The sequence below is a fragment of the Leifsonia sp. GW821-FHT13C05 genome, assembly GCF_058806515.1.
Map to the genome: position 1 here is coordinate 1,222,071 of NZ_JBXAPT010000001.1, position 22,293 is coordinate 1,244,363.

Consider the following 22,293-nt stretch of genomic DNA (forward strand, 5'->3'; position numbering starts at 1 on the left):
TAGAAAACGACACAGATTCGTGCGGATTCGCTTGCCCGACGACTATCTCACTGACAGAATCGCTCCATGAGTTCCCCTCGGGCAGTCACTGCCGCCAAGCCTGTCCAGATCGACGACGTCTCCAAGGCGATCATCGAGCAGCTGCAGGTGGACGGCCGTCGCTCATACGCGGAGATCGGCAAAGCCGTCGGTCTCAGCGAGGCGGCGGTGCGCCAGCGCGTGCAGAAACTGACCGAGTCGGGGGTCATGCAGATCGTCGCCGTCACCGACCCGATGCAGCTCGGGTTCTACCGGCAGGCGATGATCGGCGTGCGGGTGACCGGGGACACCAGGGCGGTGGCGGACAAGCTGGCCGCCATGCCGTCCGTCGACTACGTGGTCCTCACGGCCGGGACGTTCGACATCCTGGCCGAAGTGGTCTGCGAGAACGACCTCGACCTCATCACCATGCTCAATTCCGAGATCCGGACGATCGAAGGCGTGCTTTCGACGGAGACGTTCGTCTATCTCAAACTCCACAAGCAGTTCTACAACTGGGGAACACGATGACAATCACCACAGAAGACCCCGCCATCTCGACGGCAGACGAGGACGCCCTCCAGGCCAAGGCGAAGGACCACCTCTGGATGCACTTCGCACGCCAGTCGGTGATGGAGGACGGCCACGGCGTCCCCATCATCACCCGCGGCGAGGGCCACCACATCTTCGACTCCCGCGGCAGGAAGTACATCGACGGCCTCTCCGGGCTGTTCGTGGTCAACGCCGGCCACGGCCGCAAGCGCCTCGCCGCCGCTGCCGCCAAGCAGGCGGAGGAGCTCGCGTTCTTCCCGATCTGGTCGTATGCGCATCCGAACGCCATCGAGCTGGCGGACCGGCTCGCGCACTACGCGCCGGGCGACCTCAACCGGGTGTTCTTCTCGACCGGTGGAGGCGAGGCGGTGGAGACCGCGTTCAAGCTCGCCAAGTACTACTGGAAGCTGCAGGGCCGCCCCACCAAGCACAAGGTGCTGTCCCGCGCCGTCGCGTACCACGGCACGCCGCAGGGTGCCCTGGCCATCACGGGCATCCCGGCCATGAAGGAGATGTTCGAGCCGCTGACGCCCGGTGGCTTCCGCGTCCCGAACACGAACTTCTACCGCGCGGGGGAGATGGGTGCCCCGACGGACGACATCGAGCAGTTCGGCGTGTGGGCGGCGAACCGCATCGAGGAGATGATCCAGTTCGAGGGTCCGGAGACCGTCGCGGCGATCTTCCTCGAGCCGGTGCAGAACTCGGGTGGGTGCTTCCCTCCGCCTCCCGGATACTTCCAGCGCGTGCGGGAGATCTGCGACAAGTACGACGTGCTCATGGTCAGCGACGAGGTCATCTGTGCCTTCGGCCGCATCGGCCACATGTTCGCGTGCGACGAGTACGGCTACGTCCCGGACATGATCACCTGCGCCAAGGCGATGACCAGCGGGTACTCCCCCATCGGCGCGACGATCATCAGCGACAAGCTGTACGAACCGTTCAAGCACGGGAACACGTCGTTCTACCACGGCTACACGTTCGGCGGTCACCCGGTCTCCGCCGCTGTCGCGATGGAGAACCTGGACATCTTCGAGGAGGAGGGGCTCAACGAGCGCGTCCGCGAGAACTCGCCGCTGTTCCGCGCGGAGCTGGAGAAGCTGCTCGCGCTGCCGATCGTCGGCGACGTGCGCGGCGACGGCTACTTCTTCGGCATCGAGCTGGTCAAGGACAAGACAACCAAGGAGACGTTCGACGACGACGAGTCCGAGCGCCTGCTGCGCGGCTTCCTGTCGAAGGCGCTGTTCGAGGCCGGGCTGTACTGCCGCGCGGACGACCGCGGCGACCCCGTCGTCCAGCTCGCACCGCCGCTGACCATCGGCCCTGCCGAGTTCACCGAGATCCGCCAGATCCTCGAGTCCGTCCTCACCGAGGCCGAGAACCACCTGTAACCACCCACCACACACACAATCGAGTCCGGACTTGTGCACGCGTTTCACGGCGTGTCGCGTGCACAAGTCCGGACTCGATCTTTTGGCGAGACGAGAGGGATGCGCGTGAGCTACGAACGGGTCGGATTCTGGTTCGAGTCGATCAGTGAGGCGGAGGACGGCTTCCGGCCCCGCGCGGGGCTGGGCGACGACGTGGATGCGGACGTCGCGATCGTCGGTGCAGGGCTCACCGGCCTGTGGACCGCGTACTACCTGCAGGAGGCCGACCCGTCGCTGCGCATCGTGCTGCTCGAGAAGGAGGTCGCCGGCTTCGGCGCCTCCGGCAGGAACGGCGGCTGGTGCTCCGCGCTGTTCCCGTGGTCGGCGTCCGCGCTGCGTGCGCGCTACGGCCTGGCGGCCGCCGTCGCCCAGCGCCGCGCGATGATCGACACCGTCGGCGAGGTCGGCCGCGTCGTCTCCGCCGAGGGCATCGACTGCGACTACGTGCGCGGCGGCACCGTCACGTTCGCCCGCTCGCGCGTGCAGCTCGCTGCCGCCCGCGCCGAATACGCGGAGGCGAAGGAGTTCGGCGTCGACACGGTCTCCATCCTCGGCACGGACACCGTGACCGACCGGTTCGGGGCGCGGGATGCGGTGGCGGCGACGTTCACGCCGGACTGTGCGCGCATCCACCCGGCCAAGCTGGTGCGCGGCCTGGCGCGGGTCGTCGAGGCGCGCGGCGCGACCATCGCGGAGCAGACGGAGGTGCTGTCCTGGTCGGACGGCGTGGTCACCGCGGTGTCCGGCGGCCTGGTCCGCACTGTCCGAGCAGGGACCGTGGTGAACGCCACGGAGGGCTACGGCTCGCAGCTGCCCCAGGTGGGCAGGCGCATCCTGCCGCTGTACTCGCTGATGATCGCCACCGAGCCGCTCCCCGACGAGGTCTGGGACAGCATCGGCATCCAGCACGGCCAGACCTTCGCCGACTTCCGGCACCTCATCATCTACGGCCAGCGCACGGCCGACAACCGCTTCGCGTTCGGCGGACGCGGCGCCCGCTACCACCTCGGCAGCACGATCCTGCCCGAGTACGACCGCGCACCCCGGGTGCGCGAGCACCTCACCCGCGCGCTGTTCGACCTGTTCCCGGATGCGGCCGGCGCGCGCATCACCCACCACTGGGGCGGCCCGCTCGGCGTCCCCCGCGACTGGCACGCGAGCGTCGGCCACGATCCGGATGCGCGAGAGGCCTGGGCGGGCGGCTACGTCGGCGACGGCCTCAGCACCACCAACCTCGCGGGGCGCACGGTCGCCGACCTCCTCGGCGGCCGCCGCACCGCGCTCACCGCGCTGCCCTGGGTCGGCCACCGCTCCCCGCAGTGGGAGCCGGAGCCGCTCCGCTTCGCCGGTGCGAACGCCGGCCTCGTCGGCACCGAGCTGGCCGACCTCGAAGAGCGCGTCACCGGCCGCCCCTCGATCGCCGCCCGCCTGATGGCTCCCCTCACCGGTCACTGACCCGCCCCAACCCGGCCCCCAAACAATCGAGCCGGGACTTATGCACGCGACACGCCGCGGCGCGCGTACACAAGTCCCGGCTCGATGGCTGCGGCGGTCAGGCCTCGTCGGAGACCGGGGCGGCGAACTGCGCGTTGTACAGCGTGTAGTACGCGCCGCCCGCGGCCAACAGCTCGTTGTGCGTGCCCTGCTCCACGATCCGGCCCGCCTCCATCACCAGGATGAGGTCGGCATCCCGGATCGTCGACAGCCGGTGCGCGATCACGAACGACGTGCGGTCGCTGCGGAGCGCCGCCATCGCCTTCTGCACCAGCACCTCCGTGCGGGTGTCGACCGAGGAGGTCGCCTCGTCCAGGATGAGCACGCTCGGCCGGGCGAGGAAGGCCCGCGCGATGGTCAGCAGCTGCTTCTCACCCGCGGAGACGTTGCCGCCCTCGTCGTCGAGCACCGTGTCGTAGCCGTCGGGGAGCGAGTGCACGAATCGGTCCACGTATGTGGCGCGGGCCGCATCCAGGATCTCCTCCTCCGTCGCATCCGGACGCCCGTACGCGATGTTCTCGCGGATCGTCCCGTTGAACAGCCAGGTGTCCTGCAGCACCATGCCCATCCTGCTGCGCAGGTCGAGCCTGGTCATCGAGGCGATGTCGACGCCGTCGAGCGTGATCCGGCCCGAGTCGAGCTCGTAGAAGCGCATCATCAGGTTGACCAGGGTGGTCTTGCCTGCACCGGTCGGGCCGACGATGGCGACGGTCTGGCCGGGCTCCGCGACGAGCGACAGGTCCTCGATGAGCGGCTTGTCCTCCGTGTACCGGAACGACACGTCCTCGAACGCCAGGCGTCCCTTCGTGCCCTGAGGGCTCTCCGGGTCGGCGGGGTCTGCGGACTGCTCGTCCGCATCCAGCAGCTCGAACACACGCTCGGACGACGCGACGCCGGACTGCAGCAGGTTGGCCATCGAGCCCAGCTGCGTGAGCGGCTGCGTGAACTGACGCGAGTACTGGATGAACGCCGTCACGTCACCGAGCTGCATCGCGCCGCTCGCCACCTGCAGACCGCCGACGACCGCGATCACCACGTACATCAGGTTCCCGACGAACATCATCGCCGGCATGATGATGCCCGAGATGAACTGGGCGCCGAAGCTCGCCTCGTACATCTCCTGGTTCTTCTGCCGGAACTGCTCCTCCACCTCGCGGTGACGACCGAACACCTTCACCAGGGCGTGGCCGGTGAACGCCTCCTCGATCTGGCCGTTCAGCTCGCCGGTGTTCTTCCACTGGGCGACGAACAGCTTCTGCGACCGCTTGGCGATCACGGTGGTGATGATGAGCGTCAGCGGGATCGTGATGAGCGCGATCACCGCGAGCAGCGGGGACACCACGAACATCATCACGACGACGCCGATCACGGTCAGCAGCGAGGTGAGCAGCTGGCTCATCGACTGCTGCAGCGTCTGCGAGATGTTGTCGATGTCGTTGGTGACCCGGCTCAGCAGCTCGCCGCGCTGCATCCCGTCGAAGTAGCGCAGCGGCAGGCGATGGATCTTCGCCTCGACCTCTTCGCGGAGGCGGTAGACGGTGCGCTGGGTGATCCCGTTGAGCATGTACGCCTGCAGGTAGCTGAACACCGACGACAGGACGTAGAGCGCGAGCACCCACATCAGCACACCGCCGACAGCGGTGAAGTCGATCCCCGCGCCCGGCGTGAAGGTGGTGCCGGAGAGCAGATCGGCCAGCTGCGTCTGGTGACTGGCCCGGAGACCGGCGATCACCTGCTCCTGCGTCGCCCCTTTCGGGAACTGCAGCGACAGCGCTCCGGCGAACACCAGGTTGATCGCGTTGCCGAGCAGTTTCGGCCCGAGCACTGCGAACACCACGCTCACCACCGCGAGCAGGGTGACGAACGCGATCCCGATGGCTTCTGGCCGCAGTCTCCCGACGAGGCGCTTGGCGGACGGGCCGAAGTTCATCGACTTCTCGACCGGTCCCTGCATCCCGCCGAAGGGGCCGCCGCCACCCGGGCCGCGGCGCACAGGCGGGCGGGCGGGGACGCGTTCTTCCGTCTCGGTGTTGTCGCTCATGCTGCTTCCTCCGCGGTGAGCTGCGACGACACGATCTCCGCGTACGTCTCATTGGTCTGCAGGAGTTCGTCGTGCGTCCCGCGGCCGACCACGCGGCCGTCGTCGAGCACGATGATCTGGTCGGCGTCGACGATGGTCGACACCCGCTGGGCCACGACGATCATGGTGGCGCCGGCGACCTGACGCGACAGCGCCTGCCTCAGCCGCGCATCCGTCGCCGTGTCCAGGGCGGAGAACGAGTCGTCGAACACGTAGATCTCGGGGCGTTTGACCAGGGCGCGCGCGATGGCGAGCCTCTGACGCTGGCCGCCGGAGACGTTCGTGCCTCCCTGGGCGATCGGCGCATCCAGTCGGTCGGTCATCGCTTCGACGAAGTCGCGCGCCTGCGCGATCTCGAGCGCCTGCCAGAGCTCGTCGTCCGTGGCGTCCGGCTTGCCGTAGCGCAGGTTCGACGCGATCGTGCCGGAGAACAGGTACGGCTTCTGCGGCACCAGCCCGATGCGCGACCAGAGCAGATCGGGGTCGAGTTCCGCCACATCCACGCCGTCCACCAGCACCAGTCCGCTGGTGGCGTCGAACAGCCTCGGGATGAGGTTGACCAGCGTGGTCTTGCCCGCTCCCGTGCTGCCGATGATCGCGGTGGTCTGCCCGGTTTTGGCGAGGAAGGTCACGTCGCTGAGCACAGGCTGCTCGGCTCCCGGATACGAGAACCCGACATCCACGAACTCCAGCGTCCCGTGCGCCTCCAGCTCGGTGACCGGCGATTTCGGGATGCGCACGGAGGACTCCGTGCCGAGCACCTCCCCGATCCGGTCGGCGCAGACGGCGGCGCGCGGCACGAGCACGGCCATGAACGTCGCCATCATCACCGCCATCAGGATCTGCATGAGGTACTGCAGGAACGCGGTCAGCGTGCCGATCTGCATCGAGCCGTCCTGCACGCGGAACGCGCCGAACCAGATCACGGCGACGCTCGACACGTTGAGCACGAGCATCACGATCGGGAACATCAGCGCGAACAGCCGGCCGGCGCGGAGCGCGGTGTCCGTGACGTCGGCGTTCGCCTTCCTGAACCGCCCGGTCTCGATGTCCTCCCGCACGAACGCGCGCACCACCCTGATGCCCGTCAGCTGTTCGCGCAGCACCCGGTTGACCCGGTCGATCCGCTCCTGCATGGTGCGGAACAGCGGCACCATCCTGGTGATGATGAGGCCGACGGCCACCAGCAGGATGGGCACGCTCACGGCGATCAGCCAGGACAGCTGGATGTCCTGCTGCATGGCCAGGATGATGCCGCCGATCGCCAGGATCGGCGCGGACACCAGCAGGGTGCAGGTCATCAGCACGAGCATCTGCACCTGCTGCACGTCGTTCGTGTTGCGGGTGATCAGCGACGGAGCGCCGAACTTCGACACCTCCCGCTCGGAGAACTCGCCCACCTTCTGGAAGATCGCGCCACGCAGATCGCGGCCGACCCGCATGGCGACCTTCGCGCCGAAGTAGACGGCCGTGATCGAGCAGGCGACCTGCACGAGGGTGACCCCGAGCATCCCTGCGCCCACCCAGACGATGTAGTTGGTGTCGCCCTTCGCGATGCCGTTGTCGGTGATATCGGCGTTGAGCGTCGGCAGCCACAGCGACAGCAGCGATTGGGCGAGCTGGAAGACCACCACCCCGATGAGGAGCGGCCAGTGCGGTCGGAGGAACCGGCCGAGGAGTTTGAGCAACATGGGGTCTCCTTGGATGCGGGTTATGGTGCGAATGGGGACGCGCTTGCCGTCGCCGGTCCCAGACCGGCGCTCTGCGCGTCGAAGTCGATCGGGCGCCCGGCGACGCCGACCATCGTGAAGCGGGCGAGGTCGTCGATGCTGAACTCGATGCCCTCGTTGAGCATCGGGAATGCCGACGAGAAGCTGATCAGCCTCAGCAGGTGCGCCACCCGCTCCGGAGGCCAGTTGAGCTGCTCCGCTTCCGGTTCGAGCACCTGCGCGATGATCCTCGCGAACTCGCCGCGCTCCTGCGGCACGGGCGGGCGCTGCGGGCCGACGACGGCCATGATCCGCATGACGCTCTCGAACCGCTCGCGCAGCAGATACAGGATGGCGCGGATTTTGTGCTCGAACGGCAGCGACGGGTCGATGGCTCTGAGCGCGTTCCTGAGCGGTTCGGGATCCAGGTACTTCTCGATCGCGGCCTGGACCAGCGTCTCCTTGTCGCCGAACGCGCGGAAGATCGTGCCCTCCGCGATCCCGGCGGCCTCCGCGATCTGCTTGGAGGTGACCCCGCGTCCGTGCTCGACGAGCAACGGGATAACGGCGTCGACGATCATCGCCCTCCGGTCATCCGGGCTGAGCGGCTGCGCGCGCGGCGGACGCTTGGCGTCTCGCTCCGCCGCGTCCTCGAGTTCGTCCTCCGCCGTATCCACGGCAGCGATCCTACGCGGAGTGAGTGCTCACTCACAACGCTCGGCGTGTTCGCCCTGAGCGAACAATCGCCAGGACTCCCCCGCAGGAAAACGGGCGAGTCCTGGCGGGCGCCAGACACCGGTCAGGCGGCGGGGGTGAAGATCGCCGTGATGGCCGCGATGTCCTCCGGAGTGGCGCGCCAGGCGGTCGCCGCCTCGGCGTTCGCCGTGATCTGCTCCGGCTTGGTGGCGCCGGCGATTACGCTCGTCAGCCCGGGCTGGGCGAGCAGCCAGGCGAACGTCGCGGCCAGCATCGTCACGCCGCGCTCGTCGCAGAACGCCTGGTAGCGCTCGATGACATCCCACGGCGCATTGTCGACCAGGTGCCGCCTGATCATCATGATGCGGCTGTCCGACGGGCCGCCGTCCCGCGAGAACTTGCCGGTGAAGAGGCCGTTGTAGAGCGGGAAGTACGGCAGGAAGCCGAGCCCGTACTGATTGACGGCCGGGAGCACCTCGCGCTCCGCATCCCGCACAAGCAGGCTGTACTCGTTCTGCGACGAGATGAACTTGGGATGCCCGTTCAGCTGGGCAGTGAACTCCGCCTCCGCGATCTGCCAGCCGGCCAGGTTCGAGTGCCCGATGTACCGGATCTTGCCCTCGGCGATGAGGTCGTCCAGCGTTTCGAGAGTCTCCTCGATGGGCGTGATCGGGTCGGGCTGGTGCAGCTGGTAAAGGTCGATCCAGTCGGTGCGGAGCCTCCTCAGCGACGCCTCGACCGCGAGCCGGATGTAGCGGCGCGACCCCCGCACACCCCAGTCGGGTCCGTTCGTTCCGGCCATGTCCATCCCGAACTTGGTGGCGAGGACGATCTGGTCGCGTTTCCCGGCGAGCGACTTACCCATCAGCGTCTCGGAGAGGCCGCGCTCTTTGCCGTAGATGTCGGCGGTGTCGAAGAGGGTGACCCCGGCGTCGATCGCGGCGCCGATCACCGCGTCCGTCCCCTCCTGGGTCTCGGATGCGGTTCCCTCGCGCCCGAAGTTGTTGCAGCCGAGGCCGATGGTTGAGACAATGAGCCCCGAATTCCCGAGAGGACGATAGTCGATTTCTGCCATGCTCCGAGTCTATGCAGGCCACGGATCCCTCCACAGCCACGGCCCCCTCCCGACTTATCCCCCATGTCCGTTTTCCGCGAGAACACGTCGGTGGCCCCCCGTAGAGTCTTCCCATGACCACTTCTTTCGCTTACCTCACACGGATGCCGAGTCCGATCGGCCGCATCGAGCTGACCAGCGACGGTCACGCCATCACCTCCCTCTCCATCGAACGCTCCGGCCACCTCCCGCTCGAACAGCACGAGGAACGCACCACCGAGGTCCTGGAGCGTGCCGAACTGCAGCTGCAGGAGTACTTCTCGGGAGACCGCAAAGACTTCGACCTCCCCGTGAAGCTCGACGGCACAGCCTTCCAGCTCGCGGTCTGGGAACAACTGGCCGGCCTCGAGTTCGGCACATACACGTCATACGGGGAGCTGGGTCTCGGCATCGGTCGCCCCGGCTCCGGCCGCGCGATCGGCGGCGCTGTCGGCGCCAACCCCATCCCGATCATCGTCGGCTGCCATCGCGTGCTCTCCTCCTCCGGCAAGATCACCGGCTACAGCGGAGGCGACGGCATCCCCACCAAACTCTGGCTCCTCACCCACGAAGGGATCATGCTGGCCGCATGAGCACCGAGACCACCGCCCCCGCCACTCCTGCCGCTGCTGCCGAGCCATCCTTCCCCCCGCGCGCGGCCGTGATCGTCGGCGACGACGGCCTGGCCCGCTGCTCCTGGTCGGCGAGCGACCCGGAGTACCGCCGCTACCACGACGAGGAGTGGGGCCGCGAGCAGCACGACCCGCGCGCCCTCTACGAGAAGCTCTGCCTCGAAGGATTCCAGGCCGGCCTCTCCTGGATCACCATCCTGCGCCGCCGCCCCGCCTTCCGCGAGGTCTTCCACGGCTTCGACCCCGTCGCCGTCGCCGCCATGACCGAGTCCGACATCGAGCGACTGCTCCAGGATGCGCGCATCATCCGCCACCGCGGCAAGATCCAGGCCACCATCTCCAACGCGCACGCCGTGCTCGCCCTCGACATGCCGCTCGACGAACTCATGTGGAGCTTCGCCCCGCCCGCCACGGGCCGCCGGCGCCCCAACGCGTGGTCGGAGGTCCCCGCCGTCACGCCCGAGTCCACCGCCCTCAGCAAAGAGCTGCGCCGCCGCGGCTTCCGCTTCGTCGGCCCGACCACCATGTATGCCCTGATGCAGGCCACCGGAATGGTCGACGACCATTTCACCGGCTGCTTCCGCGCTCACGCGTGAAGCTCACCACCCAGGAGAGGGTCGGGCCGACGACGGTACTCGTTAATAGCACCGGATTCTCGCTGGCGATGTCACGTCCGCACGTGCCCGACCGCAGGCGGAATCTGTTGTGTCATCGCGCATCCGGCCAGGAGATCGGCGTGAGGGGATCACGCCGGGTTTCCGTTACGTCGGCCCGACTGATAGACGAGGTGAGGTGGCCGTTCGACTTCGAACGCACCCACTGACCCCGGCTGGCTGGCTGGCTCCTCCTCATTGCTCGCATTGCCCGATGCGAAGCTATCCGAGACGCTTCACCTAGGGTTGAGCATATCTCAGTTTTTGGAAGTCCACCACTGATTCACGCACAATCTCGACATCCATCCAGCTCCGGATGTGCGCCGGGACCGCCTCAGCGCAGCACAGCCATCAACGCGCCGGGCTCCCCCGCCACCTCGGGCACGATCAGCTCCAGCTCCGCCGATCCGTCCCCGGCCGCGCGCAGCTCGTAGCCCTCGGCGGCCGCCCAGGCGAGCAGCTCGTCCGTGGTAGCGAAGTCCGTCCCCGCCTCGATGAGTGCGCGCGTGAACAGGCCTTTCGCCTGCTTGTTGAAGTGGTTGAGCGCGCGCACGTGGCCGTCGCCGTCGCGGGCGAGCACGCGCACATAGTGCGCATCCGGCCGCCCAGGGAGCGGCCCTAGCGCCGCATAGCCCTCCGACCGCAGGTCCACGATGAGCCCGGGATGCGCGTGGAACACCGCGCTCGCAGCCGGCGCCCACCGCTTCTTGAGCGTCGCGACGCCCTTCTCGAGCGACAACCGGGAGTCGAACGACAGCCGGTAGGCCGGGATGAGGTCGGTGGCGGCCACCGGGCCGAGCAGAGCCGACTGCACCACGACGGTCGAACCGGCGAACGCCCACTGGTCGTCGGTGAGGGTCTGCGCATCCAGAGCGTCGTAGAGCACTCCGGTGTACCGGCTCAGCGCCGGCATCGTGGGCGACGAACGGATCGCGCGGTTGCGGTCGACCTCCGCCGCCTGCTTGGGTCCGAGCTTCAGGGCGCGGATGCTGTGCTCGCGGTTCCTGGACAGCGCGGCCACCGCGGCGAGCACGTTCCTGCGCACCGGCTTCAGTTCGCCGAAGCGGAGGCCATCGAGGTCGAGCGGAGCTCCCGCTCCCCCGTCGCGCTTGGTCTCGGAGGGCGGGAGGAGGATGAGCAAACTAGGCCACCAGGAAGTCGAGAGCGATCTCGACGTTCTGGCCGAGCGGTGCTGCGGTGTCGATCGTGACGCGCGGGAGGGTGGCGCAGGCGCCCCTCCACTCGTCGTACTCGTCGACGCTTTGCTCCACCGCGTACGCGGCCGTGAGACCGGTGCGCTTCGCCAGCCGCGACTGGTGCAGCTCGTCGTCGGAGCAGACCACCTCGATCACGCGCAGCTTCACGCCGGAACGCTCAGCGAGGTCGCGCCACTGCAGCCGAGCCGGCTCGACGGCGTTGACGGCATCCACGATCACCGAGTGACCGGACTGCAGCACCTGCTCCGCCATCGTCTCGGCGACCAGGTAGGCCGCGAGGCCCGTCGGCTGGTCGGAGTCGATGCCGGCGCGCAGGATCGACGCCTCGATCGGGTCCACGGACACCGTCGTGGCGCCGAGCCTGGCGCCGATGATCTCGGCGAGCGTCGACTTGCCTGAGCTGGGCAGGCCCGCCATCGCGATCAGGATGGGGACGCGCACGTCGCCGAACTGACGCTCGACGCTGACGGGCTGCTCGGCCATGTCAGACGAGCTCCGCCTGGCGTGCCACCACCGTGACCGTGTTGTTCTCCACGGACAGGAAGCCGTCGTCGGCCTGGGCCTTGATCGACTCCCCGCCGTTCAGGGTCACGCGCACCTCGCCGGAGGCGAGGATGGCCAGCAGCGGTTCGTGGCCGGGGAGGATACCGATCTCACCCTCGACCGTCTTCGCGACGACCATGCTCGCCTCGCCCGACCACACTTCGTGGTCGGCGGCGACGACGCTGACGTTGAGGACAGCCATTGTTAGCCGTTCTCCTTCTGGATCTGAGCCCACTTCTCTTCCACGTCGCTGATCGGGCCGACGTTGAAGAACGCCTGCTCCGCGACGTGGTCGAACTCGCCCTTGGCGATGGCGTCGAACGACTCGATGGTGTCCTTGAGCGGAACCGTCGAACCCTCGACACCGGTGAACTTCTTCGCCATGTAGGTGTTCTGCGAGAGGAACTGCTGGATGCGGCGCGCACGCGACACCGTGATCTTGTCTTCCTCGGAGAGCTCGTCGACACCGAGGATGGCGATGATCTCCTGCAGTTCCTTGTTCTTCTGGAGGATCTGCTTGACCGTGGTGGCGACGCGGTAGTGGTCCTCGCCCAAGTAACGGGGGTCGAGGATGCGCGACGTCGAGGTCAGCGGGTCGACGGCCGGGTACAGACCCTTCGACGCGATCTCACGCGAAAGCTCGGTGGTGGCGTCGAGGTGGGCGAACGTGGTCGCCGGAGCCGGGTCGGTGTAGTCGTCGGCGGGAACGTAGATCGCCTGCAGCGAGGTGATCGAGTGACCGCGGGTCGAGGTGATGCGCTCCTGGAGGAGGCCCATCTCGTCGGCGAGGTTCGGCTGGTAGCCCACCGCGGACGGCATGCGGCCGAGCAGCGTGGAGACCTCGGAACCGGCCTGCGTGAAGCGGAAGATGTTGTCGATGAAGAGCAGCACGTCCTGCTTCTGCACATCGCGGAAGTACTCCGCCATGGTCAGGGCGGACAGGGCGACGCGCAGACGCGTTCCCGGCGGCTCGTCCATCTGGCCGAAGACGAGGGCGGTCTTGTCGAAGACGCCCGCCTCCTCCATCTCGTGGATGAGGTCGTTGCCCTCACGGGTGCGCTCGCCGACACCGGCGAACACCGACACACCACCGTGGTCCTGCGCGACGCGCTGGATCATCTCCTGGATGAGGACGGTCTTGCCGACGCCCGCACCACCAAAGAGGCCGATCTTTCCACCCTGCACGTACGGGGTGAGGAGGTCGATGACCTTGATACCGGTCTCGAAGAGCTGCGTCTTCGACTCCAGCTGGTCGAACGCCGGCGGCTGGCGGTGGATGGGCCAGCGCTCGGTGATCTCGATGGTCTCGCCGGGCTCTGCGTTGAGAACGTCGCCCGTGACGTTGAACACCTTGCCCTTGGTCACGTCACCGACGGGCACCGAGATCGGTGCTCCGGTGTCGCGGACCTCTCCGCCACGGACCAGGCCGTCGGTCGGCTTGAGCGCGATGGCGCGGACCAGGTCGTCTCCGAGGTGCTGTGCGACCTCGAGGGTGATCTCGGTCGACTCCTCGCCGATCGTGATCGTGGTCTTGAGCGCGTTGTAGATGCCAGGGATCGAGTCGTGGGGGAACTCGATGTCGACGACAGGGCCGGTGACGCGGGCGATGCGCCCGACGCCGGCCGGCTGCGCGGTCGAAGCCTGAGCTTCGGCGGTTGCGGTAGTCATGGTGTCTTCTCTTCTCGTTTGCTAAACGTGTGTCGTCCGAGTTACTTGGCGGAGCTCAGTGCGTCCGCACCGCCGACGATCTCGGAAATCTGCTGGGTGATCTCGGACTGGCGCGCGTTGTTGGCCAGGCGGGTGTAGTCGGTGATGAGCTTGTCCGCGTTGTCGCTCGCGGACTTCATCGCCTTCTGCGTCGCAGCGTGCTTCGACGCAGCCGACTGCAACATGGCGTTGAAGATGCGGCTCTCGATGTACACCGGGAGGAGCGAGTCGAGAACGGTGCCGACATCCGGCTCGAACTCGTAGAGCGGGAGGATCTGCTTGTCGCCAGGCTCCTCCACACCTTCCACGACCTCGAGCGGAAGCAGTCGGACGACCTCCGGCTCCTGCGTGAGCATGCTCACGAAGCGGTTGTAGATGATGTGGATCTCGTCGACCCCGCCGTCCGCGGAGTCGCGGAGGAAGGACTCGAGGATCGCGTCGCTGATCTCCTTGGCCTGCTCGAACTCCGGAGCGTCCGTGCCGCCCGTCCACACCCGCTCGAACGCGCGGCGGCGGAAGCTGAAGTATCCGCTCGCCTTGCGTCCGATCAGGAAGTAGACGACATCCTTGCCCTGGCTCCGGAGCAGCTCTGCGAGCTGCTCGGACTCCTTCAGCACGTTCGAGTTGAACGCGCCTGCGAGTCCACGGTCGGAGGAGAAGATGACGATCGCTGCGCGCTCGATCTTCTCCGGCTCCGTCGTGAGCACGTGCTCGACGTTCGAGTACGTCGCCACCGCCGACACCGCGCGCGTGATGGCGCGGGCGTACGGCGTTGAAGCGGCGACCCTCGCCTGCGCCTTCTGGATGCGTGAGGCGGAGATCAGCTCCATGGCCCGAGTGATCTTCTTGGTCGTCTGGGCAGACTTGATCTTCTGCCGGTAGACCCGAAGTTGCGCTCCCATGTCTCTCCTACGTAACTATCTGCTGTCGCCGGGCGATGCCGCGGCTCAGCGCTTCGCCTTGACGATGCGCTCCTGGTTGACATCCTCTTCGGCGATCGCTTCGAACTCTTCGCGCCCGACGGAGGCGAGCGGCTTGCCCTCTCCGGTCTGGAACTCGAGCTTGAACTTGTCGACCTCTGCCTCGAGCGTCGCGACGGTCTCGTCGGACAGCTGGTTGGTCTCGCGCAGCACGTTCAGGACGTCCGTGTTGCGGCGGAGGTGGTCGAGCAGCTCTGCCTCGAAGCGCAGGATGTCTTCGACAGCGACCTCGTCGAGCTTGCCGTTGGTGCCGGCCCAGATCGAGACGACCTGCTCCTCGACGGGGAACGGCGAGTACTGCGGCTGCTTGAGGAGCTCGGTGAGGCGTGCGCCACGGGCGAGCTGACGACGGCTGGCCGCATCCAGGTCGGACGCGAACATCGCGAAGGCTTCGAGCGAGCGGTACTGGGCCAGCTCGAGCTTGAGCGTGCCCGACACCTTCTTGATCGACTTGACCTGCGCGTCGCCACCGACGCGCGAGACCGAGATACCCACATCGACCGCCGGACGCTGGTTGGCGTTGAAGAGGTCGGACTGCAGGAAGATCTGGCCGTCGGTGATCGAGATCACGTTGGTCGGGATGTACGCGGAGACGTCGTTCGCCTTGGTCTCGATGATCGGGAGACCGGTCATCGAGCCGGCGCCCAGCTCGTCGGACAGCTTGGCGCAACGCTCCAGCAGACGGGAGTGCAGGTAGAACACGTCACCCGGGTATGCCTCGCGTCCCGGCGGACGACGGAGGAGGAGCGACACGGCGCGGTAGGCCTCTGCCTGCTTCGACAGGTCGTCGAAGATGATCAGGACGTGCTTGCCGCCGTACATCCAGTGCTGGCCGATGGCCGAGCCGGTGTACGGAGCGAGGTACTTGAAGCCGGCGGGGTCGGAGGCGGGAGCCGCGACGATGGTGGTGTACTCCATCGCGCCTGCATCCTCGAGCGCGCCCTTCACCGAGGCGATGGTCGAGCCCTTCTGGCCGATGGCGACGTAGATGCAGCGAACCTGCTTGTTGACGTCGCCCGAGTCCCAGTTGGCCTTCTGGTTGATGATCGTGTCGATCGCGATGGCCGTCTTGCCGGTCTGGCGGTCGCCGATGATGAGCTGGCGCTGGCCGCGGCCGACCGGGATCATCGCGTCGATGGCCTTGATGCCGGTCTGGAGGGGCTCGTGCACGCTCTTGCGCTGCATGACGCCGGGCGCCTGCAGTTCGAGTGCGCGGCGACCTTCGGAGGCGATGTCGCCAAGGCCGTCGATCGGCTTGCCCAGCGGGTCGACGACGCGACCGAGGTAGCCGTCGCCGACGGGGACGGAGAGGACCTCGCCGGTGCGGGTCACCTCCATGCCTTCGACGATGCCGTCGAACTCGCCGAGGACGACGACGCCGATCTCGTTCTCGTCGAGGTTCTGGGCGAGGCCCAGGGTGCCGTCGGAGAAGCGGATGAGCTCGTTCGCCATCACGCCGGGGAGACCCTCGACGTGCGCGATGCCGTCGGACGCGTCGATGACGTGTCCGACCTCGGTGGTCGCTGCCTTGGTGGGCTCGTACTTGGTGACGAAGTCCTTGAGCGCGTCCCGGATCTCGTCGGGGCTGATCGTTAGTTCTGCCATCGTTGTTCCCTATCTTGGGGCGGTCAGCCCGCCAGCTGAAGTCGTAAATCGGTGATGCGCGAGGCGATGCTGCCGTCGATCACGTCGTCGCCGATCTGCACACGCAGTCCACCGAGGACGGTGGGGTCGACGACCTGGTTGATCTTGAGTTTCTGTCCGTACTTCGCTGCGAGTCCCGCCTGCAGGCGCTCGGCCTGCGCGGCAGGGAGCGGCTTCGCGGTGAACACCGTCGCGACGGTGAGTCCCGACTGGGCCGCGACGACGCGGGCTGCTTCGCGCAGACCCTCGCGGATGCTGCGGCCGCGGGGCTGCAGCACCAGCTGGCGCACGATGGCGACCGTCTGCACGGAGGCCTTTCCGTCGAGCAGCCGCTCGACGAGCGCGCTCTTGGATGCCGGGTCTGCGAGCTTGCTGCGCAGTGCGAGTTCGAGCTGCGCGTTGGAGGTCACGGCGCCTCCGAAGGCGAACAGCTCTGCGGCGATGTCGACGTCTTTCGGCGCCGACTGGGCGATCGACCGGACACCGAGCTCTTCGATCGCGGCCAGGACGTCGTCCTGGCTCGACCAGCGCTCGGACGCGACGACACCCAGCAGCTCGACGGCCGGCGCCGAGAGCGAGCCGAAGACGCGCTGCACGAGCGCGGTCTTGCCCGCCGAGTCGGCCGAGGGATCGCTGACGACCGCTCGGAGCTGGGCGGAGTCTGCGACGACCCGTCCTGCGGCGAACAGGTCTTCGGCCGTCGCCAGATCGGCCTTGGAGCCCTGAGCGGCGAGAGCCGACACGGACCTGGCCAGTGCTTCTCTGGAGGCGCTTCCCATTACTTGTTCGACCCTGCCTTTTCGCTGGCGTCGAGGTCGGCCAGGAAGCGGTCGACGATCGCCTGCGACTTCTTGTCGTCGTTGAGAGCCTCACCGATGACACCCGATGCCAGGTCGATGGCGAGCGAGCCGACTTCGCTGCGGAGAGCGACGACGGCGGACTGGCGCTCTGCCTCGATCTGCGCCTGGGCGTTGGAGGTGACGCGGGCGGCCTCGACCGTCGCGTTGTCCTTCGCCTCTGCGACGATCTTCTGTCCGTCGGTGCGAGCCTGCTCACGGATCTTGGCCGCTTCTGCGCGGGCGTCGGCGAGCTGGGCGGTGTACTCCTCGAGGAGCGCCTCCGCCTTGTGCTGAGCCTCGTCGGCCTTCGCGATGTTGCCTTCGATCGCCTCTGCGCGCTCATCCAGGAGCTTCTTCATCCGCGGAAGCACGAGCTTCCAGAAGAAGAACAGGATGATGACGAAGCAGATGAATGAACCGACGACGTCATACCACTCGGGGATGAGCGGATTGCGCTGCTCGGCCTCCGCGGCGGCGTGAACCAAACCGTAGAGCATCGTTCCTCCTTACTGAAGAGTGATAAAGAGGACTACTGGCCGGTGGTGAAGATGAAGTACGTAGCGATACCGATGAACGCGAGCGCCTCGGTGAACGCGATACCGATGTACATCAGAACCTGGAGACGGCCGGCGAGCTCGGGCTGGCGAGCGACGCCCTCGATGGTCTTGCCGACGACGATGCCGACGCCGATGGCCGGGCCGATGGCCGCGAGACCGTATCCAACGGTGGCAATGTTGCCGGAGATAGCAGCGATGTCCACGTTATGTGTTTCCTTCCGTGATGGCGTTCCGTGCGAGTGCGCGGAACGTTATTAGTGTTCCTCGGCGACTGCGAGCTGAATGTAGACAGCCGTGAGCAGCGCGAAGACGTAGGCCTGGAGGACTGCGACCAGGATTTCGAACAGGGTGAATGCGAAGCCGAACGCGAAGGTGCCGATTCCGAAGAGCGACCACCAGCTTCCGGCGGTGAAGAGGAAGAACGCCGTCGCGCTGAAGAACAGCACCAGCAGCAGGTGGCCGACGACCATGTTCATCAGAAGTCGGAGCGTCAGCGTGATCGGGCGCAGGATGAAGGTCGAGATGAACTCGATCGGCGTCACGATGATGTAGAGCGCCTTCGGCACACCGGGCGGGAACAGCGAGTTCTTGAAGAAGTTGCCCGGGCTCGCCTTGATGCCCGCGTAGATGAACGAGATGTACGCGACGATGGCGAGCACCAGCGGGACACCGATCACCGAGGTGCCTGCGATGTTCAGGCCGGGGATGATGCCCGTCAGGTTCATGAACAGCACCATGAAGAAGATCGTGGTGAGGATCGGCAGGAAGCGACGACCGTCCTTCTTGCCGAGGAGGTCCTCTGCGATGTTGACCCGAACGAAGTCGAGCCCCATCTCCACGATCGACTGGAAGCGTCCGGGGACGACCTTCATGCGACGGGTGCCGAGCCAGAAGATCAGGACGATGGCCAGGACCGCGATGAAGCGGATGACCATGATCCGGTTGACCTCGAAGCCACCGATGGAAAAGATTGCGGGCGGGAAGAACTCATCGATCGACGGACCGTGGAAGCTACCATCATCGGAGCTTGCGGTCTGGACCAGCAGGTTCACAGCGTTAGCTAACAGCGCTATCTCCTGTTTCGGGGCGTCGAGCCAAAGCTCTCGCAGCGACGAACATTTGGACACCCGGGATCATGCGCCGATTGAAGCCTGAGGCGCTATGCGGGTGGGGAATCACCACAACTCTACAAGAGTTTTCGCAGGGTAACGAATCGGACACGGGTCAGCGCTTCTCACCGGGCAGCGTGACGTCGCTGGCGTATGGCACGCGGGACCGGAAGACGACGATCATGTCGACCACGAGCGACCCGATGACCCCTGCGATCAGGCTCAGGAAGAGCACGATCGGGTTGATCCACGGCTGGTCCCTGAGCACGAAGGCGAGCACGAGGAACAGCACGAATTTCAGCAGCCAGCCGCCGAGCACGATGCCGAAGAACAGGCCGACGAACAGATCGGTGCCGACGAATTTGTTGGCGATCAGGATGCTCAGAGCGGTGATGCTGAGGAACACCACGGCCATCAGCGTGCCGATGAGGGCGCTGGTCACGCCGATCCATCCAGCGAAGACGCCGCCGAGGATCGCGCCGACGACGGCGATGACCAGCGCGAGGACGAGGCCGTACTTCAGCACGTCCTTGAGGATGGGGGTCGACGATGGCTGGGCGGGCGCCGCCTGCTGCGGTGCGGCGGGTTCGTCGGGCCGGCCGTCGGCGGGGGTTCCGCCGTCGTGGTCGGTCATTGTGTCTCCTTGCTGAGGGGGGTGGTCGCCGGGGTGGGCGCGGTGGTGGGGGCGTGCTCGCTCGCGGCGTCCAGCTGGTCGTAGCGGGCGGTCGCGTCCGCCTCGTCCGTTCCGGCCGGGGCGAGCTCCGCCGCGGCCTCGTTGGCCTTCCTGCGGCTCAGTGGGGCGAGCGTGAACGCCGCGCACACCACCAGGCCGACGGCGATGAACACGATCGCCATCCAGTACGGGTCGAAGAAGAACAGCAGGCAGCCGATCGACAGCACGGCGGTCCAGCCGTAGAAGATCAGCACGGCGTGCAGGTGGGTGTGCCCCATGTCGAGGAGCCGGTGGTGCAGGTGCTTGCGGTCGGCGCTGAACGGCGACTTCCCCGCCCGAAGCCGCCGGATGACGGCGAGCCCGAAGTCGAGGAGCGGCACGATCAGCACGGCGAACGGGACGATGATCGGCACGAACGCGGGGACGAGCGAAGACTTGCCGAGCGTCTGCAGCGCCTCTGGGTTGATCGTGCCGGTGACCGAGATGGCCGAGGTGGCCATGAGCAGCCCGATCAGGAGCGCTCCTGCGTCTCCCATGAACATCTTGGCCGGATGCCAGTTGAGCGGCAGGAACCCGGCGCACGCTCCGACCAGGATGGCCGCGATGACGCCGGCGAGGCTGAAGTAGTTCTGCGGGCTGATCTCGCGCTGCAGCAGATAGGTGTAGACGAGGAACGAGCCGTTGGCGATGAGCGCCACGCCCGCCACGAGACCATCCAGGCCGTCGATGAAGTTGATGGCGTTCATCACGAGCACGATCGCGAACAGCGTGATGATGATGCTCATCACCGGCGAGCCGACGGTCAGGCCGCCGATCGGCAGGGAGTAGATCTGCACGCCCAGCCAGGCCACGAGCCCCGCCGCCACGAACTGCCCGGCCAGCTTGGTCATCCAGTCGAGGTCCCAGATGTCGTCGGCGACGCCGATGACCACGATCAGCAGCGAGGCGCCCAGGATGGCGATGATCGGCCCGGAGTCGGAGAAGATCAGCGTCAGCACGCCGAACTGGCTGGACAGCAGCCAGGCGACGCCGAACGCGACCAGGATGCCGAGGAACATCGCGATGCCGCCGAGCCGCGGAGTCGGCCTGGTGTGCACATCCCGTTCCCGGATCTTCGGGTACAGCCGGTACTTGAGGCTCAGCTTGTAGACGACGAGCGACATCCCGAAGGTGATGACGGCCGAGATCAGGGCGAGGGCGAGGAGGAGGGTCACGGCTCAGGCGCCCGGGGAGGAATCGGTGGGCTCCACCACGCTGTCGTCCGCGAGCTGGTCGCCGACGACGGCACGGATCTGCTCCGCCGAGATCACGCCGTGACGCAGGATGCGGAGCTTTCCCGTTCCTGCGGCCAGCGCGGTCGCGTCGACGATGGTGGACGAGCTGTCCTTGCCGTCGACGCGGTCGTACCCGGCACCCGCCTCTCCCCCGTCGAGATACACGGAGACGGAGTCGGTGAGCATGGCCTCTGCTTCCGCGGCGGTGCGGGCGGCGGGGCGGCCGGTGAGGTTGGCGGAGGAGACCGCGAGCGGGCCGGTCTCGGAGAGGAGTTCGAGGGCGATGGTGTCGCTCGGCATGCGCAGGGCGACCGTTCCGCGGGTCTCCCCCAGGTCCCAGACCAGAGACGGCTGCGCAGGAAGCACGACGGTCAGCCCGCCCGGCCAGAACTCCTGCACGAGGTCGGTCACGGCCTGCGGGACCTCTTCAGCCAGGGCGGCGAGGGTCGGGATGCCGGGGATGAGCACGGGGGGAGGCGACTGACGACCGCGACCCTTCGCATCCAGGAGACGCTGCACGGCGGCGGGGTTGAAGGCGTCCGCCGCGACCCCGTAGACCGTGTCCGTCGGTATCACGACGAGTTCGCCCCGCCCGATGGCGGCGCGTGCGAGCCGCATGCCGGTGAGGAGTTCGGAGTCGACGGAGCAGTCGTAGATGGGAGACATGTCGCCCACCATGATAGATGAGCGATCAGGGCGTTCCCTGCTGGAAGGTCGATACTTGTCCTGATGGATGTCTACTTCTTCGATTGCGACAAGACCCTCTACGACTACGACTTCCACAAGCGCCTGCCCGCGCTGGCGCAGCTCGGCGGTGTGAGCCAGTACCGCCTGGCCTCCAGCTGGTGGGCGGGAGGGTTCGAGCGCGCGGCGGAGATCGGCGAATACTCCACGAGCGCCGAATACCTGGATGCGTTCGCCGACGTGACGGGCGCCCGCCTCACGCTGGAGCAGTGGCAGCAGGCCAGGAAGGCGGCCATGACACCGATCCAGGGCTCGATCGACGCCCTGCACGAGGCGGCGACGCTCGGCACGGTCTCGCTGCTGTCCAACAACCCGATCCCGTTCAAGGACTCGCTGCCGGTGCTGACGCCCGAGATCGTCGACGTGCTGCAGGGCAACGACCTCGTCTCCGCGGTGCTCGGCGCCCGCAAGCCGGAGCGGCGAATCTTCACCAGGGCGCTCGGCCGGTTCGGCGTCGACCCTGCAGACGCGATCCTGTTCGACGACTCCCTCGCCAACGTCGAGGGCGCCCGCGAGGCCGGGATGCACGCCTTCCACTTCACCAAGCTGGCCGACGGCACCTTCGACACCGACGGCCTCCGCGCCGCCATCCACACCTTCTCCACCCGTCCCCGCCCATAGCCGTCGAGCGCAGCCATCTGGGCGGGGACGG

General features: G+C 67.1%; 23 protein-coding genes. 6 read left to right on the forward strand and 17 right to left on the reverse strand.

The window, feature by feature from the left end; genetic code table 11:
* The first annotated feature begins 66 nt into the window (after window positions 1–66).
* The 3 genes from AC1ROC_RS05845 (at window position 67) to AC1ROC_RS05855 (ending at window position 3,452) form a co-directional block, all read left to right on the forward strand.
* The gene (locus tag AC1ROC_RS05845; RefSeq protein WP_055892090.1) at window positions 67–549 is read left to right on the forward strand and encodes an Lrp/AsnC family transcriptional regulator; all 483 of its coding nucleotides are present in this window, start codon (window positions 67–69) and stop codon (window positions 547–549) included.
* Window positions 546–1,958, forward strand: coding sequence for an aspartate aminotransferase family protein (locus AC1ROC_RS05850; protein WP_434948165.1), 1,413 nt, complete (start codon window positions 546–548; stop codon window positions 1,956–1,958). Before AC1ROC_RS05845 ends, AC1ROC_RS05850 begins: the two co-directional genes overlap by 4 nt.
* A 99-nt stretch (window positions 1,959–2,057) precedes the next feature.
* Window positions 2,058–3,452 (forward strand): NAD(P)/FAD-dependent oxidoreductase, encoded by a 1,395-nt coding sequence (locus AC1ROC_RS05855; RefSeq protein WP_256921961.1) that lies wholly within the window; start codon window positions 2,058–2,060, stop codon window positions 3,450–3,452.
* Between the two features lie 97 nt (window positions 3,453–3,549).
* Here the strand turns inward: AC1ROC_RS05855 and AC1ROC_RS05860 are convergent, their stop codons facing one another.
* The 4 genes from AC1ROC_RS05860 to AC1ROC_RS05875 all read right to left on the reverse strand — a co-directional run bounded on the left by AC1ROC_RS05860 (window position 3,550) and on the right by AC1ROC_RS05875 (window position 9,051).
* Window positions 3,550–5,532: an ABC transporter ATP-binding protein gene (locus tag AC1ROC_RS05860; RefSeq protein WP_492998705.1), complete on the reverse strand. Its 1,983-nt coding sequence runs from the start codon at window positions 5,530–5,532 to the stop codon at window positions 3,550–3,552.
* Entirely contained in the window at window positions 5,529–7,262 is a 1,734-nt protein-coding gene (locus AC1ROC_RS05865; RefSeq protein ID WP_085369367.1) for an ABC transporter ATP-binding protein, read from the reverse strand. Before AC1ROC_RS05865 ends, AC1ROC_RS05860 begins: the two co-directional genes overlap by 4 nt.
* 20 nt (window positions 7,263–7,282) lie before the next feature.
* Window positions 7,283–7,957: a TetR/AcrR family transcriptional regulator gene (locus AC1ROC_RS05870; RefSeq protein WP_247597337.1), complete on the reverse strand. Its 675-nt coding sequence runs from the start codon at window positions 7,955–7,957 to the stop codon at window positions 7,283–7,285.
* A gap of 122 nt (window positions 7,958–8,079) precedes the next feature.
* Window positions 8,080–9,051 (reverse strand): aldo/keto reductase, encoded by a 972-nt coding sequence (locus AC1ROC_RS05875; RefSeq protein WP_085369368.1) that lies wholly within the window; start codon window positions 9,049–9,051, stop codon window positions 8,080–8,082.
* Window positions 9,052–9,164: 113 nt separating this feature from the next.
* Here AC1ROC_RS05875 and AC1ROC_RS05880 point away from each other — a divergent pair, with 113 nt between their 5' ends.
* Window positions 9,165–9,662 carry a methylated-DNA--[protein]-cysteine S-methyltransferase gene (locus tag AC1ROC_RS05880; protein ID WP_085369369.1) on the forward strand — a complete coding sequence of 166 codons (498 nt, stop codon included), beginning with the start codon at window positions 9,165–9,167 and terminating at the stop codon, window positions 9,660–9,662.
* Complete coding sequence (locus AC1ROC_RS05885; RefSeq protein WP_085369370.1) at window positions 9,659–10,297, forward strand: DNA-3-methyladenine glycosylase I; 639 nt, start codon at window positions 9,659–9,661, stop codon at window positions 10,295–10,297. The genes AC1ROC_RS05880 and AC1ROC_RS05885 overlap by 4 nt, the downstream gene beginning before the upstream one ends.
* A 391-nt stretch (window positions 10,298–10,688) precedes the next feature.
* Here the strand turns inward: AC1ROC_RS05885 and AC1ROC_RS05890 are convergent, their stop codons facing one another.
* From AC1ROC_RS05890 to AC1ROC_RS05950, 13 genes are all read right to left on the reverse strand, one after another.
* Window positions 10,689–11,495, reverse strand: coding sequence for a YaaA family protein (locus AC1ROC_RS05890; RefSeq protein ID WP_085369371.1), 807 nt, complete (start codon window positions 11,493–11,495; stop codon window positions 10,689–10,691).
* A gap of 1 nt (window position 11,496) precedes the next feature.
* The gene (locus AC1ROC_RS05895; protein WP_492998709.1) at window positions 11,497–12,054 is read right to left on the reverse strand and encodes a P-loop nucleotide/nucleoside kinase family protein; all 558 of its coding nucleotides are present in this window, start codon (window positions 12,052–12,054) and stop codon (window positions 11,497–11,499) included.
* A gap of 1 nt (window position 12,055) precedes the next feature.
* Window positions 12,056–12,316, reverse strand: coding sequence for a F0F1 ATP synthase subunit epsilon (locus tag AC1ROC_RS05900; RefSeq protein ID WP_055892062.1), 261 nt, complete (start codon window positions 12,314–12,316; stop codon window positions 12,056–12,058).
* A gap of 2 nt (window positions 12,317–12,318) precedes the next feature.
* The gene (gene atpD / locus AC1ROC_RS05905) at window positions 12,319–13,782 is read right to left on the reverse strand and encodes a F0F1 ATP synthase subunit beta (RefSeq protein ID WP_085369373.1); all 1,464 of its coding nucleotides are present in this window, start codon (window positions 13,780–13,782) and stop codon (window positions 12,319–12,321) included.
* Between the two features lie 41 nt (window positions 13,783–13,823).
* Window positions 13,824–14,723 carry a F0F1 ATP synthase subunit gamma gene (locus AC1ROC_RS05910; protein ID WP_085369374.1) on the reverse strand — a complete coding sequence of 300 codons (900 nt, stop codon included), beginning with the start codon at window positions 14,721–14,723 and terminating at the stop codon, window positions 13,824–13,826.
* Between the two features lie 45 nt (window positions 14,724–14,768).
* Window positions 14,769–16,406 (reverse strand): F0F1 ATP synthase subunit alpha, encoded by a 1,638-nt coding sequence (gene atpA / locus AC1ROC_RS05915; protein WP_085369375.1) that lies wholly within the window; start codon window positions 16,404–16,406, stop codon window positions 14,769–14,771.
* A 23-nt stretch (window positions 16,407–16,429) separates the two neighbouring features.
* Window positions 16,430–17,224 (reverse strand): F0F1 ATP synthase subunit delta, encoded by a 795-nt coding sequence (locus AC1ROC_RS05920; RefSeq protein WP_085369376.1) that lies wholly within the window; start codon window positions 17,222–17,224, stop codon window positions 16,430–16,432.
* Complete coding sequence (locus tag AC1ROC_RS05925) at window positions 17,224–17,781, reverse strand: F0F1 ATP synthase subunit B (RefSeq protein WP_085369377.1); 558 nt, start codon at window positions 17,779–17,781, stop codon at window positions 17,224–17,226. The genes AC1ROC_RS05920 and AC1ROC_RS05925 overlap by 1 nt, the downstream gene beginning before the upstream one ends.
* Before the next feature lie 32 nt (window positions 17,782–17,813).
* Entirely contained in the window at window positions 17,814–18,044 is a 231-nt protein-coding gene (gene atpE / locus AC1ROC_RS05930) for an ATP synthase F0 subunit C (protein ID WP_085369378.1), read from the reverse strand.
* A 51-nt stretch (window positions 18,045–18,095) separates the two neighbouring features.
* Window positions 18,096–18,893, reverse strand: a complete 798-nt coding sequence (gene atpB / locus AC1ROC_RS05935) for a F0F1 ATP synthase subunit A (protein WP_085369379.1) — start codon at window positions 18,891–18,893, stop codon at window positions 18,096–18,098.
* Between the two features lie 172 nt (window positions 18,894–19,065).
* The gene (locus AC1ROC_RS05940; RefSeq protein ID WP_492998713.1) at window positions 19,066–19,584 is read right to left on the reverse strand and encodes a Cg1360 family ATP-synthase-associated protein; all 519 of its coding nucleotides are present in this window, start codon (window positions 19,582–19,584) and stop codon (window positions 19,066–19,068) included.
* Window positions 19,581–20,837 (reverse strand): MraY family glycosyltransferase, encoded by a 1,257-nt coding sequence (locus tag AC1ROC_RS05945; RefSeq protein WP_085369381.1) that lies wholly within the window; start codon window positions 20,835–20,837, stop codon window positions 19,581–19,583. The genes AC1ROC_RS05940 and AC1ROC_RS05945 overlap by 4 nt, the downstream gene beginning before the upstream one ends.
* 3 nt (window positions 20,838–20,840) lie before the next feature.
* A complete protein-coding gene (locus tag AC1ROC_RS05950; protein ID WP_085369410.1) occupies window positions 20,841–21,563 on the reverse strand; it encodes an L-threonylcarbamoyladenylate synthase in 723 nt (240 codons plus the stop codon).
* A 63-nt stretch (window positions 21,564–21,626) separates the two neighbouring features.
* Here AC1ROC_RS05950 and AC1ROC_RS05955 point away from each other — a divergent pair, with 63 nt between their 5' ends.
* Window positions 21,627–22,262 (forward strand): HAD family hydrolase, encoded by a 636-nt coding sequence (locus AC1ROC_RS05955; protein WP_085369382.1) that lies wholly within the window; start codon window positions 21,627–21,629, stop codon window positions 22,260–22,262.
* Window positions 22,263–22,293: the final 31 nt, after the last annotated feature.

What these genes read in the sequence shown, in the direction of transcription:
- AC1ROC_RS05845 (WP_055892090.1), top strand. Translation starts at nt 67, where the DNA reads ATGAGTTCCCCTCGGGCAGTCACTGCCGCCAAGCCTGTCCAGATCGAC.
- AC1ROC_RS05850 (WP_434948165.1), top strand. Translation starts at nt 546, where the DNA reads ATGACAATCACCACAGAAGACCCCGCCATCTCGACGGCAGACGAGGAC.
- AC1ROC_RS05855 (WP_256921961.1), top strand. Translation starts at nt 2,058, where the DNA reads ATGCGCGTGAGCTACGAACGGGTCGGATTCTGGTTCGAGTCGATCAGT.
- AC1ROC_RS05860 (WP_492998705.1), bottom strand. Translation starts at nt 5,532, where the DNA reads ATGAGCGACAACACCGAGACGGAAGAACGCGTCCCCGCCCGCCCGCCT.
- AC1ROC_RS05865 (WP_085369367.1), bottom strand. Translation starts at nt 7,262, where the DNA reads ATGTTGCTCAAACTCCTCGGCCGGTTCCTCCGACCGCACTGGCCGCTC.
- AC1ROC_RS05875 (WP_085369368.1), bottom strand. Translation starts at nt 9,051, where the DNA reads ATGGCAGAAATCGACTATCGTCCTCTCGGGAATTCGGGGCTCATTGTC.
- AC1ROC_RS05880 (WP_085369369.1), top strand. Translation starts at nt 9,165, where the DNA reads ATGACCACTTCTTTCGCTTACCTCACACGGATGCCGAGTCCGATCGGC.
- AC1ROC_RS05885 (WP_085369370.1), top strand. Translation starts at nt 9,659, where the DNA reads ATGAGCACCGAGACCACCGCCCCCGCCACTCCTGCCGCTGCTGCCGAG.
- AC1ROC_RS05895 (WP_492998709.1), bottom strand. Translation starts at nt 12,054, where the DNA reads ATGGCCGAGCAGCCCGTCAGCGTCGAGCGTCAGTTCGGCGACGTGCGC.
- AC1ROC_RS05900 (WP_055892062.1), bottom strand. Translation starts at nt 12,316, where the DNA reads ATGGCTGTCCTCAACGTCAGCGTCGTCGCCGCCGACCACGAAGTGTGG.
- atpD (WP_085369373.1), bottom strand. Translation starts at nt 13,782, where the DNA reads ATGACTACCGCAACCGCCGAAGCTCAGGCTTCGACCGCGCAGCCGGCC.
- AC1ROC_RS05910 (WP_085369374.1), bottom strand. Translation starts at nt 14,723, where the DNA reads ATGGGAGCGCAACTTCGGGTCTACCGGCAGAAGATCAAGTCTGCCCAG.
- atpA (WP_085369375.1), bottom strand. Translation starts at nt 16,406, where the DNA reads ATGGCAGAACTAACGATCAGCCCCGACGAGATCCGGGACGCGCTCAAG.
- AC1ROC_RS05920 (WP_085369376.1), bottom strand. Translation starts at nt 17,224, where the DNA reads ATGGGAAGCGCCTCCAGAGAAGCACTGGCCAGGTCCGTGTCGGCTCTC.
- AC1ROC_RS05925 (WP_085369377.1), bottom strand. Translation starts at nt 17,781, where the DNA reads ATGCTCTACGGTTTGGTTCACGCCGCCGCGGAGGCCGAGCAGCGCAAT.
- AC1ROC_RS05940 (WP_492998713.1), bottom strand. Translation starts at nt 19,584, where the DNA reads ATGACCGACCACGACGGCGGAACCCCCGCCGACGGCCGGCCCGACGAA.
- AC1ROC_RS05950 (WP_085369410.1), bottom strand. Translation starts at nt 21,563, where the DNA reads ATGTCTCCCATCTACGACTGCTCCGTCGACTCCGAACTCCTCACCGGC.
- AC1ROC_RS05955 (WP_085369382.1), top strand. Translation starts at nt 21,627, where the DNA reads ATGGATGTCTACTTCTTCGATTGCGACAAGACCCTCTACGACTACGAC.